Origin of the sequence: Paracoccus sp. S4493 (assembly GCF_000967735.1) — a bacterium.
GTDB classification, from domain to species: Bacteria; Pseudomonadota; Alphaproteobacteria; order Rhodobacterales; family Rhodobacteraceae; genus Paracoccus; species Paracoccus marcusii.
On sequence record NZ_JXYF01000098.1, the window covers coordinates 1 to 14,063 of the forward strand.

Below are 14,063 nucleotides of genomic sequence, written 5' to 3' on the forward strand. Positions count from 1 at the left end.
CGATTGAAAGCAGCTTGCACGGCTGGCTGATCGACAGGTCCGGGCGGTCCGGCTCGATCATGCCGTTCGGCATTGTCTCTCGGACCAATGGCGTTCCAATGCCTGATCACGTCCCGCCCCAGGGCTTCAGCTTTCGTCCAAAAAAGGGTTGGCCACCGCCAGCTCCCCGATCGATCTTGGCGTGACGCCCCTTTACCGGCTCCTCGTCACTCTCGGGCCTCTTGCGGCCCCCGCGATCAAACACCCCGGAGGCCCCTTCCAGCAGGGCTCGCCTCCATTGATGGATCATCTTCGGATGCACCCCGAACCGGCTCGCCAGTTCCGACACGGTCTCCTCGCCTTTCAGCGCCTCAAGTGCCACCTTCGCCTTGAACTCGGGCGCGTGCTGCGTGCTTTTTCGACATCTCTGACCTCCTTCTCGTCGAAGACCAGCTGAATGCAAACCCGTCGCTTATGTCAGTGTCCGAAGTTCAGGGGGTAGCTCAAAGTGTCCGGGATCGCCGCGAGGCATTCCCAAGTGACGTCGTCGACCACGTTGAGAACCTGGAAGTGTTGTCCGTTGGCAAACTGGTCATGCATTCGACGGGAAAACAGTCCTCCAGACTGTTTTCTGATCCGTCTCATTCCAGCGACCAGCGTGCGTTGGGTGGCGCCTCGACCAAGAGCGGGCCTCGCGTGCCGATCGCTTTGCGTCGGGCCTTCCGCTTACGCACCGTCAGTGTCGTCGAGAAAACGGTCCCCGGGACCGTTCTCTGATCCTCCGCTATCCTCGCATGGAACCGATAGATCCGATTGATGCCTGAAGGCTCCCCCTCGCGGCGCAAGAGGATGAAGAACGGGCGATAACCGAAGCGTCGGCGTTCGCTGACCAACTCCCGCAACTGATCGCGCAGCACCGCGTCCGGCACACGGTTCGCGCCTCGTAGCGGACCATCTTGCGATCCGCTTTGACAATCCGGCACGCCCGCCGTTCCGAGGGCCCAAGCAGGGCTTTCAGATGCGCGACCGCCTTGCGCTTCACGGCAGGTGTCAGCACTTTTTTGAAACCAGCTCCTTCATCGCAGCCAGATCCAGCATCTGCTCGGCCAGAAGCCTCTTGAGCTTCGCGTTGTCCATCCTCGAGCGTCTTCAGCCGCTTGGCCTCCGAGACCGTCATGCCGCCGAGCTTGGGCTTCGAGTTATAGAGCGTGCCTTCCGATATGCCGTGCTTGCGGCACAGGTAAGCGCACTTCTCGCCGTCAACTTATACGTCGACCATGCTCGCCAAGGCTGCCGATGATCTGCTCATCCGTAGATCTTGTGCGCGTCATTCTCCAGCCTCACGTTCGGGCGGACCCTGGGCGGCGGCGGAGGAAAAAATCCCGTCGCAGGTCAGTCCTTCCGTAAGGCAAAGAATCCCCGCAAGCTCACAGCCAGTGCCACATGGTGCCCGCCCGGCGCGGCGGACTTCGGCTCCATTCGGATATCACGGATCAGGCCACGAAGGATCCTCGTCGGCCACGGCTGTGACGATGGCCTTTGCTATGGCTCGGCCGATGGGCAAATCTCCTAACAATAGCGATCACCGCAGACGGATGCACAAGCACGGCAGGGGGATCGCGCATTTCTGCCAGCCATGTCGAAAGATCGGCTTTTCATGCCTCAAGACACTCTATCCTTGCCTTCATCGACCGGTGATATGGCCCGTCCTCGGTAGCGGTCACGAGAGCCGCGTTCTCTGCCTCGGTCCGCGCCAAGGCTTTGCGGGAGGGGCGTTCGATTGCAAAAACCGGGGGCTGTTTCTCTCTCTTGGCGTGGATGACTTCACCGTGCGGCATTTCGAGAGCAGTTGATGCTCAGCATCCGGTTCTGGGTGACTTGAGTGGGTATGTTGTACGCGTGCATCGCCAGTTCCGTGCGGTTTCGGACATCAAGCTTGCGGAAGATGTTTGTCAGATAGTGCTTCACCGTCTTTTCGCTGAGGTTAAGTGACCGGCCGATCTCCTTGTTGCAGCAACCCCGGCGGATCAGGACGTATATCTCTCCTTCGCGCTTGCTCAGAATGCTGGCATCTGCCTTGATCTCCAGCGCCGGTGCAGCTCTCCACGACCCCAAGACGCGCGCCGCCAGATGCGGGGTGATATGGCCGATGCCGTTGACGAGTCGGTTCAGAACATGAAACAGCTCGTCGCCGCTAATGCCTTTGAGGACATAGCCGGCGGCGCCCAAGCGCATCGCTTCTATCACGTCCTGTGGCCGCTCTGATATCGTCAGGATCAGGATGCGGGTTTGGGACCCGGCATGGGTGATGGCCCGAACGGCCTCGATGCCCGAACCGGGGATCTCGAGATCGAGGATCAGGATGCCGGGGGCGTCACGCCGCACCAGGTCGATCGCGTCCGCGGCGGAATGGCCCGCACCGGTCACGCGAAATCCGCCAAAGCCCCCGATCACCTGGATCAATCCCTCTCGAACGATGGGATGGTCGTCGACGACGGCAACGCTGATCTCACTCATGGCTATGCTCCATGCTGTACTCGTGAAAACTGGCCCGAATTTCCATGCGGTGGTGTTCCAGATCCAGAACCTGAAAGATGCCCCCCAGATTCTCGATGCGATGCCGCAGATTGCGCAGGCCCATCGGCTGGCGGGTGACATCACGGCATGCGTCCTGACCGTGACGGGCGTCGTTGCTGACCGCGATGACCAGGGTGCCGTGATCGACGTACAGATGCACCTGTTGATCCCGTCCCCCCGCATGCTTGAAGGCGTTGTGCAGCCCCTCCTGCACGACACGGCAGATGGCGACCTTGACGGGCAGGCTTGGCTCCGGGAGGCGGTCCGCCAGAACGGTGCGGACTTCCGTCGAGGTTCGGCGCCGATGGTCCTCGACAAGGGCGGAAACCGCGACCGCCAGGGGCAGTTCGGCGACCGGTCTCTGGCTGGTGCCGCTCAGCAGGGCCTGAACCTCGCTCATAGCCTCTTCGAGGATAAGCCGAACGCTTTGCACCCCGTCTTCCTGCGGTCCGCTCGAAGGCGGTGCGGACTTCATGCGCAGCAGGGCGACGGTGAGCAATTGGCCAATCCCGTCATGGATGTCCGAATTGATCTGACGAAGCTGCGCCTTCTGCTCCTCCTGCAGGCGGATGGTGCGCTGATGGATCCTGGCCTGTGTCTCCCGTGTTCGGTCAAGCAGCAGGACCAGGTCGGCCATCCGTGCGCTCAGATCGGTGCGCTGTCGCAGGATCACCGCATCGCCATAACGAAGGATCATGACCAGGATGGCGACGAACATGGCCCCGATGACGGTCAACAGTCCCCAGGTCTGCCAGCGGGCGCGGGTCAGTGCGTCCGAAACGACGGCCGCGTTCTGATAGTACTCCGCCACTGCGACGATCCGGTTGAGCGAACGGATGCGGATCGGGACATAGATCTCGAACTGCTGGGGGCCCGTGGTGGTGCTGGGCCCGCCGGATTCCACGTGGAAGGTGTCGCCGACCGATACTGATATCTCTCCTGCAAGCGCGGTTGCCAGCTCGTCGCTGACGGGCTGCGCGGAGCCCGTCAGGCCGGGGCGCGATGCGTAAAGAATGGTGCCTTGGGCATTCCATATCTTCATTTCGGAAATGCCGAGCGCATCAGAGATGTCATGAAAATACGTATCGATGACACCGATAAGTTCCGGCGACAGCGTATCCGCCGCCAGATCCTCGGCATGCCGGTTCAGCATAGATTCAAGCACGGTCGCAGCGCGATGCCCGACCTCCGTCTCGACGGTCTGCTGCAGGCGCGATGCCGTCCAGACGCCCAGAATGGCCAGCCCCACGACGACGATCAGCGCGCAGCTGGACAGATGGCGCCGCAACAGACCCAGGCCCTGCCAGACAGGCCGAGAGCGCGTTTCCGGCGAGAGGAGAGGAGCGTCAGACATGCCGGTCAAACCACCCACCACGAGTTTCGGGATATGCCGTCGGATGTAGTCCACAAGCTAGCATATGCCGCTTCGTTCACATAGGCGTTATCAGTTTCGATCCGGTCCTATTGCGATGTTCCGGATGATTTCGGTGCCTGAAAACAGTGGGCCGAAGAATCTCCATCTTCCTGAAGTTGCATGGCAATCTGCGCGCCCACACCGGGCGTTGTGCCAAGGCCCGTGTGATCCATCCGGCGATTCGCCGGTCGCAGACGCCATGGCGACGAAAGTCGCCATTACTGGGGACCTAACGCCGTATTGGGGACGGCCCGTCTTGGCGTAACCTGTCGACATGGGCCGCCGTCCCGATACCGGGGGTGGACCACGTATCTTGTAAATGGCTTGCGCCGACGTGAACGCCTCTCCGCCCATCGTGAGGGAGATCACCCTGTCATGCGCCGGCCTCTGGTCACGTCAGGGAGATGATCATGGCAACGAGCTTTCATGTGAACGTGCATGACCTGAACTTCATTCTGAAGCAGATCCAGGTTTCCGAACTCCAGGCATCGACGCCGGGCATGACGACCGTGGAGGCGATCCAGGCGGTCTACGGCGTCAGCGCCGCGGATGCGGCCCTGATGCCGGTGGGCCTGCGGACCGTGGACGGCAGCGACAACAGCCTGTTGCCCGGAACCGAGAGCAACGGGGCAGGGGACACGCCCTTCCCGCGCCTGTTGGACCCGGTCTATTCGAACGAGGGTGACGAAAACCCGTTCTTTGGAATCTCGAACACGAACTACGGGAACAGCGGCAATGTCGTGGACAGCGATCCGCGCACGATCTCAAACCTGATCGTGGACCAGACGCCCGCCAATGTCGCGGCCATCTATGCGGCGTTGAAGGCCGTGGGAACGACGGGCGTCGATGCGAATACCGCCGTCGCCGCGATCACGGTGGCCTACCAGGCGACGCTGAACGCCAAGGGGGCCGACGCCGCCGTGGAGGCCGCCGAAACAGCGTTGAGCGCCGAGACCGCGGACCATGGCGCGGCCGTCGCAGCCTTCAACGCCGCGGAGCTGCGCGTGGCGCATTTCGCCTCGGCCGGTCCGCTGGCGGAGGTTGCGGCGGAGGCCGCCGACGCGGCCAGCGACGCGCTGACGGTGCTTGTCGCCGACGTGGAGGGCGGAAACGACGTCACTGGATCCCTTGCCACGGCCTTGGCTGCCGCCCTCGCTGCCAAAGAGGCCGCGGATGCGGTGACGACCGCCTTGGGCGGTGATGCCGTTCCCGCCGCTCAGGCGCTGGCCGACGCTGCCCAACAACTGCTGGAGTTTCTGGACACCGCCGCCCAGAGCCTTCCGATCGATGAGGCGGCGCTGGTCGAAGCTGTAGAGGCCTTCGGGGCGGTGCTGGGATCGGACGGCCATGCCGCCGACAGCGTGGATGCGATCCAGGCCGGACTGGCCTCGGCAGAGGATCAGGCCGACGCCGCCGCGACGGTGCGAGACGCCGCGCAGGCCGACCTTGCCGAGGCGCAGGCGGATTACAATACCGCGGTGCAGCAGGCGCAGACGGCCGGCACACCCGCCCAGACCGCGGACTTCCTGGCGGACACCTTGGAGCATTACGGGCTGGCCACCGGTCCGGAGGGGGGCCTTATCATCGACCATGTGTCGCCCGATGTCGGCCTGACTGCGCCCTTCAACAGCTTCATGACCATCTTCGGCCAGTTCTTCGACCATGGTCTGGACCTTGTGAACAAGGGCGGCAACGGCACTGTCTTCATTCCGCTGCAGGCCGATGACCCGCTGATTGCGGGCGCCGACCAGATTTTCGGCACGGGCGACGATCTTCCCGCAAGCCTGCGGTTCATGGCGCTGACCCGGGCCACCCCGGTCCTGGACGAGAACGGGGTGGAGCAGCACGTCAATGCCACGACGTCTTTCGTCGACCAGAACCAGACCTATACCTCGCACGCCTCGCATCAGGTGTTCCTGAGAGAGCAGGTCCGCGTCGAGATCGACGGGGTGACCAAGGCCTATTCCACGGGCCACTTGCTGGACGCGTCGAGCGAGACCGGTTCTCTGGACGGTGCTGTGGGGACGTGGGCCGACGTCAAGGCGCAGGCGCTGTCGGTCCTGGGCATCCGCCTGGAGGACATGGACGTCCACCGGGTGCCGCTGTTGGCGACCGATGCCTATGGCAACCTGATCACCGGGCCGAACGGCTATGCCCAGATGGTCATGGCACCCGACGCCACCCATTCCGGCCCCTGGCTGCGCGAGGGCACCGCCGAAGGGATCACGACGCAGGGCAGCATCGCGGCCGGTCCGGCCTTCCTGGTGGACATCGCCCACCATGCGGCGCCCAGCAGCACGACGACGGCTGACGGGGACAGCGTCACGGGCGATGACAACAACGCCCAGACCTATGACGACGAAATGCTGGATCTGCACATCGTGTCGGGCGACGGGCGCGGCAACGAGAACATCGCCCTCCAGTCGATCCACTCGATCTTTCATTCGGAACACAACCGCATGGTCGAGGAGAACAAGCACACCATCCTGGATTCGGGTGACGTGTCATTCATCAACGAATGGCTGCTGGTGCCGCTGGCCCAAGGCACGGACCTGACCACGGTCGACCCGGCCGATCTGGTGTGGAATGGTGAACGCCTGTTCCAGGCTGCGCGGTTCACGACCGAGATGCAGTACCAGCACATGGTCTTCGAGGAATTCGCCCGTCGCATACAGCCCGGGATCGATCCGTTCGTCTTCACCAATTCCGCCGATATCGATCCCTCGATCATGGCCGAGTTCGCGCACGCGGTCTATCGCTTTGGCCATTCGATGCTGACAGACACCGTGGACCGGCTGGACGCCCAGCTGATGCCGGTGAACGGTGATGCGGAACAGATGTCGCTGATCGAAGCATTCCTGAACCCAGAAGCCTTCACGGGGTCAGGCAGTTCGCTGGACGAGGCGCAGGCGGCGTTCATCCGGGGCCTGACCTCGGACGTGGGCAGCGAGATCGACGAGTTCATCGTCCCCGCCCTGCGCAGCAACCTGCTGGGTCTTCCGCTGGACCTTGCCGCGCTGAACATCGCGCGGGCACGCGATACCGGCGTCCCGTCGCTGAACGAGACGCGGGCCCAGCTCTACAACGACTTCGGCCTGCCGGACCTGAAGCCCTATGCCAGCTGGACCGATTTCACGCAGTATCTGAAGAACCCGTTCTCGATCGCGAACTTCATCGCGGCCTATGGAAACCATGCGTCCATCACCTCGGCCACGACCCTCGCCGACAAGCGCGAGGCTGCCACCCTGCTGCTGTTCGGCGACGGCACCAACAGCGATGGCGTGACGATACGCGGCGTGACCTACACGAACGAGGATCGGCTGAACTTCCTCAACGGGCGGGGCGGCTACGGCGCCGGCAACGACCGGGGCGGGCTGGACAATGTCGACCTGTGGATCGGCGGCCTGGCCGAGAAGGTGACCGAGTTCGGCGGCATGCTGGGCACCACCTTCGGCTTCATCTTCGAATACCAGATGGAGCAGCTGCAGAATGGCGACCGGTTCTATTACCTGTCGCGCACGCAGGGTCTGAACCTGCTTGACGCGTTGGAGGCGAACACCTTCGCCGACATCGTCATGCGCAACTCGGCGCTGAGCGGCGATTACGCCACGCATATCAACGCAAACCTGTTCCTGACCCCGGACATGATACTGGAACTGGACCGCGCCATCGCACAGCGCGACTACAACGGCGCGGGTGCTGGCCGTGACCCGGTCTGGGACGACCCGATCATTCAGAGCCTCGACCCCAAGGTGATCCGGGTGGATTCCGGTGTCACCGACGCGAATGGCCACCAGGTCGGCGGAGAGCTGCATTTCCGCGGCGGCGAACATGTCGTCCTGGGCGGGACCGAGGGTGACGACTACATCAAGTCGGATCTGGGTGACGACGCGCTGTGGGGCGATGGCGGCAACGATTACCTGAACGGCGGGGCAGGGGCCGACCAGGTCTTCGGCGGCGACGGTGACGACATCATCGAAGACACGTTCGGCGACAACTTCCTGCGCGGCGAACGGGGCAACGACGTCGTCTCGTCGTCCCGGGGCATCAACCTGCTGTTCGGCGGCGAGGGGCGGGACGCGCTGCTGGTCGGTCAGGACGCGGGCGAGGCCTTCGGTGGCGAGGGCAACGACTTCATCCTGGGCGGTTCCGGCGGGGACAACCTGCTGGGTAACGAAGGCAACGACTGGATCGAGGGCGGAGAGGGATTCGACGTCATCTCGGGCGACAATTCGGAACTGTTCTTCAATTCGACCATCATCGGCCATGATGTGGCATGGGGTCAGGGCAACGACCAGGACTACGATCTTGAATCGGGCGACGACATTGCCCTGTCCGGGATCGGCGTCCAGCGCTTCGAGGGCATGTTCGGCTTTGACTGGGCCAGCGCGAAATACGACGTGGCCGGTGTGAACTGGGACTTCAACATCCCGATCTTCACATCGGCGCCTGCGGACATCCTGCGTGACCGCTTTGATCTGATGGAGGGGATGTCGGGCTGGATTCACAACGACACGCTGCTTGGCGACAACCGTGGCGGGACCGTGGGCGACACGGATGCGGCGGGCAGCTTTGACGACCACGTTCTGACCGCGGCGGGCATCGACCGCATCAACGGGCTGCGCGACTGGTTCGACGGCGCGCTGGAGACCCTAGGCGGACCGGGAGCCACAAGCTTCCGCGACGGTAACCTGATCATGGGTGGCGCGGGGTCCGATCGCATGATGGGGCGCGGCGGCTTCGACGTCATCGACGGCGACGCCTGGCTTAATGTCCGCATCCGCATCGTGGTTGACGGAACCGTGTATTCGGCGGAATCACTGAACAGCTCTCAGGCGGCCGCCGGACCGTATGCGGGCAGGGTCTATGCGATGGGTGCCGACGGGCGGCCGGACTTCTCTGCGCCGGCCTTTGGGGGGCGGTCGCTGACCTCGCTGCTGCTGGACCGCACGATCAACCCCGGCGACATGTCCATCGTCCGCGAGATCGTGACGGCGGCACCTGGCACGGCCCGTGACAGGGCGGTCTTTGCAGGCGCGCTGGACGAATACGAGATCGAGGGGCGCGGCACGCAGCTGCCGGGAAGCACGTTGATCCAGGCGGCGCGTGACATGAACGGCGACGGCTTCATCTCTGTCCGCGACCTGGGCGGGGACGGGCGCGCGGCCTTCGATGACATCGATCTGATCCGCAACGTCGAGGATCTGGAATTCACCGATCAGGTCATCGCCATCGACACGCCCATCGGCATCAACGTGAACCTCGCGCTGGACGTCGATGGCGCCCCTGCGGCCTTGCCGGCCATCGGTGCCACCATCGGCCGCATCACCGCCGAGGGCGTTCCGGGCACCTTTGCCCTAGCCGCCGGAAGCAGTCCCCTGTTCGGCGTTGCAGCCGACGGGACGCTTGCCGTGACCGGCACGCTTGGCCTCAATCAGACGCATCAGCTGGATCTGACCTTTGCGACGTCGGGGGTCAGCAGGACGGAACGTCTGCAGGTCCTGACCGGCAGCAACGCGGCCAATACCATGGCAGGATGGGCCGGGGACGACCTGATGTACGGCTTGGCCGGAACGGATGTCCTGACGGGCGGCACGGGGGACGACGTCCTGTTCGGCCAGGCCGGAAACGATCAGCTGACCGGCGGCGCTGGGCGCGACATCCTGATCGGCGGTCGCAACAACGACCAGGTGCAGGGCGGCGCGGGGGACGACCTGATCCTCTTTGCATGGGGTGACGGGAATGATGCGGTCGACGGCGGCGATGGCACCGACCGGATGCGCATCTCTGGCACAGCCGCGAACGAGACCCTGACCGCAACCTGGAACGGTGCCGCGCTGACTGCGCTGACCGGGTTCACCGCGATCACCTCTGTCGAGCAGATCCACGTCGATCTTGCGGGCAGTGCGGACCGGTTGGTCTATGCCGCCGGATCGGCCGGCGTCGTCGTCGACCTGGGCGCGGGGACGGCGTCGGGCTTTGCCTCGGTTGCCAACATCGCCTCCGTCCAGGGCGGGAACGGTGCCGATGTCCTGACCGGGAACGATCAGGCCAACACGCTGAACGGTGGAGGTGGAAACGACTTCTTCGTGGCAAGGGCCGATGATGCCAGCGACCTCTACACCGGTGCGGCGGGCTTCGACACGCTGGACCTGTCCGCCTATTCCGGCGACCTGTCGGTCGATATTTCCTTTGCCACGGCGACGATCCTGGGAACGGGCACGACAGCAGCGCTGTCCGACCGCGTCCAGTCGGTCGAGGCCCTGATCCTGGGCGGCGGCGCGGACATCGCCTTCGGCAGCGCAGGGGCCAACCACCTATGGGGCGGCGGCGGTGACGACACGCTCAGCGGCGTGAACGGCAACGACACCCTGGAGGGTGATGCGGGCAACGACATGCTGATCGGCGGCGCGGGTTTGGACGTCCTTGTCGGCGGGCTGGGCGATGACGTCTTCGTCTTCGCGACACCCGCCCACAGCACGCTGGCGGCGTCGGACGTGATCATGGACTTCGGTCAGGCGGGATCGGCGGGCGGCGATGTCATCGACATCGGCGACATGGCAGGACTGGCCTTCCAGTTCGTGGGATCGGGAGGCTTCGCATCCGGCGGGACTAATCAGGTGCGCGTCTTCAACAACGGGACGGACACGTTCGTTCAGATCGACACGGACACCGACGTCGCAGCCGAAGCGCAGATCCGCATCCTAGGCATCCACGAACTGGCGGCATCGGACTTCATCCTGTGACGGCTGATCCAGATTGATAAGCATCATGACCGGCTGGCAAGGAGGTTCCAATGCCAGCCGGTTTCCCAAGATCACAGGAGCAGCTTGGTCATTTGCCGCAGACGGGGCATTTCTTCAGCAAACTCAACCTATGCGTTGATTAGGAAACCCACACCTACCTGATCCCCAAAGGATATGACGTCCGCGTGGCGCATTCCGTTTGCGGGCTCTCCGATCTGCTGCATCTCGACCAGGCGCTGCCATTGACGGGCAAACTGATAGTCGATCGTTCATGTAGCTGGCGAATTTCCAGTTCGGCCTTCAGATTGATGCGATATCGGCTTTGCCCCGCAGGCGGTTCTTGGTTTCCTGCCGGCGCTGGCTCATCATGATGATTGGCGCCTGCAGGGTGGCGACACAGGACAGCACCAGATAAGGGGTAGGGATCGGAGGGCGGTCGCAGCAGGCCCGGGACGTTCGTGCCGATCCATGCCGCCAAGGACGCCGACGAACACCAGGATGAGCGGCCAGATGCCGCCAAAACGTGCGACCTTGTCGGTTATCTGGTCTCCGAAGGTCAGGCGATCGTCCAGCGCCGGCTCCAGCTGGCACGACAGAATCGTGCCAGCCTCCAGACTGTCGAGCACGGTTTTGTTCAAGGTCGACAGCTCGCCAGGCGCGTCCTCCAGCATGCGTTAGACGTATTGCCTGCGAAATCGCGCCAGATCGGTCTGGCAAATGATGCGGCCACCGGATCAGTCCGGTGGCTCCGTCTCGATCAAGGCGGACAGTTCAGGGCGAACTGACATTCAGGCATGCAGCGCCGTCAGCGGAAAGATCTGTCCGCAAGTATGGCAGAGGGCGGATTTGTAACCGGGTTCGCGGAACAGAGGTTCTCATGGGGACCATTCAGGGATGACACAAGGCCATAGTGCGCCTCAACCCGATCTGCAATCATCATGCCGAACGGGTCTGCGCGTCGCCCGGCAGTGAGGATCCGGGCGGTATGAAGGCGGCAGTTGCCGCGATCTGTAAGGCGCCGGCGCAGCAAGGCAATGTCTGACAAGGATCCAGCACACCAGGATGCGTCGCCGCCGCATTTGGTACAGGGAAACAGGCAAGAACATCGATCATCGAAAGCGAACGGACGGTGATCTGTATTGACGGACCGTCCGTCTAGGGGTGGGTAAACCTTCACCGATGATGTCGTTTATTACCGTCAGTAGCAGCTTCCGTTGACACAGGACGCACCACCGGCAAGCGCGCCGATCAATGCGCCCTTGGTCTTGGACCCTCCCAAGGCGTCGGCCGCCAAGGCCCCCGCACCCGCGCCGCCCACCGTCCGGACCGCGGCGCTATTGAGCGGGCTGTCGTGGTAGCCACCACCGCCGGCACATCCTGCCAGCGCCAAGACAACGGCCGTTCCCATCGCTCCGAATGTCCTCTTCATTTCCTGCCCCTTGATCTTGTTCTGATTTGTCCGAACAGCCTAGCGTGCGCCCTTGGGGATGATAATCCCGACCTCCTTCAGAAACACGTGATCCGCATGGCAGGCGTCAACTGTAGGCATAGACCAACAGCGCGACGCCCAGGATCAGGCGATAGACCACGTATGGCGTGAAGCTGACGGCCCTCAGCAGCCGCATCATCAGGGACAGGGCGACAAGGGCCGCGACAAAGGCGAAACCTGCAGCGATCCCGGCCTGTGCGACCGCTGCACCGTCGAAGTCCGACATGACGTCGCCCGCCAGAAGCGCGGCCGAGGCGATGATGGTGGGGATCGACATCAGCATCGAGATCCGCGCCGCGTCCTCGCGGATATAGCCCAGGGCCCGCGCGCCCGTGATCGTCGCCCCCGATCGCGAGGTTCCGGGGATCAACGCCACCGCCTGCCACAGGCCGACGATGACGGCGTCGCCCATCGTCCAGTCCGCGGTCCGCTTGCGGCCCTCTCCGCGCTGGTCGGACCAGTAGAGCAGCAGACCGAAAATGATCATCGTCCAGCCGATCACGGCCACCGACCGCATCATCTCCATCGCGCCGGACATCTTCAGCACCAGCCCCACCAGGACCACCGGTATCGTGGCGACCATCAGTGACGCGGCCAGCCGTGCGCCGGGCGTGTCGATCCTGCCCCGGGCCAGCCTGCCACATCCGGCCAGGGCCGCGGCAACGTCGCGCCAGAAGAACAGGATCACCGCGAAAAGCGTGCCGACATGGACGGCGACGTCGATGACAAGGCCTTGGTCCTGCATGCCGGTCAGTTCCGGAAGCAGGATCAGGTGGCCAGAGGAGGAGACCGGAAGGAACTCGGTGATCCCCTGGATGATGGCGACAAGGACAAGGTGGAAGAGGGTCATTCAGATTCCTTACGCGGGCAACGCGCCACTTTAGAGGCCCGTCATTCCCGTTGTGGAAATGACGGACTGTGGAGCGCGCCCGCTATCACCGACAGACCCCGACCGCCACTCTACCCGGCCAATTTGCGCTTTTGATGACACCGCTTACCGAGCAGATGATGAAAAAGTGAAAGCTTGGATGCGTCCGGCATCCATGTAGAACAAGCGCCGTTGGCGCGGGAATGCTGGCGTCCCCTGCGCATCGTGATGCTAGGTCGCGTACTTCCCTTGCGCTTCAGATCAGCATCAAACGACACGGGTATCCTCGACCTATGGTCGCAAACCGACAACGCCCATGACGCTGCAGCCGCCGGCCGGTGCGTTCTATCCGCGTTCAGGCGATGCATTTCGAACATCTGTCCGTTCCGCTCCGACGCTCGTCCAGCTGGCCTCGGCGGGGGTCGTCTCTGGTTGGCCTGTCCCTGCGACATGCCAGTACTTTCACCGCAGTTGCGCTATGATTTTCCGCTGACCTAACCGGGAGATGTCAGGGTTTTGTGAGGTCACCGCAGAGCATACATCCCTGTTGGCGCAATGATTGCATTCTGCGGGATTATCAATGGCCGAGCTTCACGATGACTTCGCGAGCTAAGTGCAACTGATTGGTCGTGGCACGCGCTATGTTGATACGCCATCCTTTGCCAACGGCTTGTCGGTTCAAATTCAGTCAGCGTTGCTGGCCATGGTTCGATTTGCCGCGACACATCCGTCTTGGACCGCATATAGATTGACGCTCGTAAGCATTGCGGCCGACGATCCGCTCCTCTGATAGTCAGCTTACGGCTTTGATCTTGGCAGGAGGTCAGCGTTACTGCCGGTTCGCCCATTCGCTTGCAACCCGGCTAAGAAATCTTTGAGAAGCACACTTCGTACAGAGCTTTTTGGAGCGCAAAGCCTTGGAGTAACGTGAAGACACAGAACATAATATGAGGTGCCCCCCCGAAAGCTGGGGCACTGACGTAAGCTCTG

Annotated in this window: 7 protein-coding genes and 1 pseudogene; 2 read left to right on the plus strand and 6 right to left on the minus strand. The window is 63.1% G+C overall.

Annotated features, from left to right (window positions below):
• Positions 1 to 106: 106 nt before the first annotated feature.
• The 4 genes and pseudogenes from TW83_RS22275 to TW83_RS21155 all read right to left on the minus strand — a co-directional run bounded on the left by TW83_RS22275 (position 107) and on the right by TW83_RS21155 (position 3,964).
• Entirely contained in the window at positions 107 to 442 is a 336-nt protein-coding gene (locus TW83_RS22275; RefSeq protein WP_084697475.1) for a helix-turn-helix domain-containing protein, read from the minus strand.
• Positions 443 to 486: 44 nt separating this feature from the next.
• A pseudogene (locus TW83_RS19845) lies at positions 487 to 1,310 on the minus strand (transposase); the annotation flags it as partial.
• A 493-nt stretch (positions 1,311 to 1,803) separates the two neighbouring features.
• Positions 1,804 to 2,496, minus strand: a complete 693-nt coding sequence (locus TW83_RS13270) for a response regulator transcription factor (protein WP_052714884.1) — start codon at positions 2,494 to 2,496, stop codon at positions 1,804 to 1,806.
• Positions 2,489 to 3,964: a hypothetical protein gene (locus tag TW83_RS21155; protein WP_162198046.1), complete on the minus strand. Its 1,476-nt coding sequence runs from the start codon at positions 3,962 to 3,964 to the stop codon at positions 2,489 to 2,491. Before TW83_RS21155 ends, TW83_RS13270 begins: the two co-directional genes overlap by 8 nt.
• A gap of 416 nt (positions 3,965 to 4,380) precedes the next feature.
• On the opposite strand from TW83_RS21155, the gene TW83_RS13280 reads away from it, so the two are divergent.
• Positions 4,381 to 10,716 carry a peroxidase family protein gene (locus TW83_RS13280; RefSeq protein WP_084697479.1) on the plus strand — a complete coding sequence of 2,112 codons (6,336 nt, stop codon included), beginning with the start codon at positions 4,381 to 4,383 and terminating at the stop codon, positions 10,714 to 10,716.
• 300 nt (positions 10,717 to 11,016) lie between these two features.
• Here TW83_RS13280 and TW83_RS22055 read toward each other — a convergent pair whose 3' ends face one another.
• Positions 11,017 to 11,085, minus strand: a complete 69-nt coding sequence (locus tag TW83_RS22055; RefSeq protein WP_337960277.1) for a hypothetical protein — start codon at positions 11,083 to 11,085, stop codon at positions 11,017 to 11,019.
• Between the two features lie 89 nt (positions 11,086 to 11,174).
• Here TW83_RS22055 and TW83_RS22060 point away from each other — a divergent pair, with 89 nt between their 5' ends.
• Positions 11,175 to 11,501, plus strand: a complete 327-nt coding sequence (locus tag TW83_RS22060) for a hypothetical protein (protein WP_239441343.1) — start codon at positions 11,175 to 11,177, stop codon at positions 11,499 to 11,501.
• 750 nt (positions 11,502 to 12,251) lie between these two features.
• Here the strand turns inward: TW83_RS22060 and TW83_RS13295 are convergent.
• Positions 12,252 to 13,055: an undecaprenyl-diphosphate phosphatase gene (locus TW83_RS13295; protein ID WP_045983261.1), complete on the minus strand. Its 804-nt coding sequence runs from the start codon at positions 13,053 to 13,055 to the stop codon at positions 12,252 to 12,254.
• Between the last annotated feature and the right edge of the window lie 1,008 nt (positions 13,056 to 14,063).

What these genes read in the sequence shown, in the direction of transcription:
- TW83_RS13270 (WP_052714884.1), bottom strand. Translation starts at nt 2,496, where the DNA reads ATGAGTGAGATCAGCGTTGCCGTCGTCGACGACCATCCCATCGTTCGA.
- TW83_RS13295 (WP_045983261.1), bottom strand. Translation starts at nt 13,055, where the DNA reads ATGACCCTCTTCCACCTTGTCCTTGTCGCCATCATCCAGGGGATCACC.
- TW83_RS13280 (WP_084697479.1), top strand. Translation starts at nt 4,381, where the DNA reads ATGGCAACGAGCTTTCATGTGAACGTGCATGACCTGAACTTCATTCTG.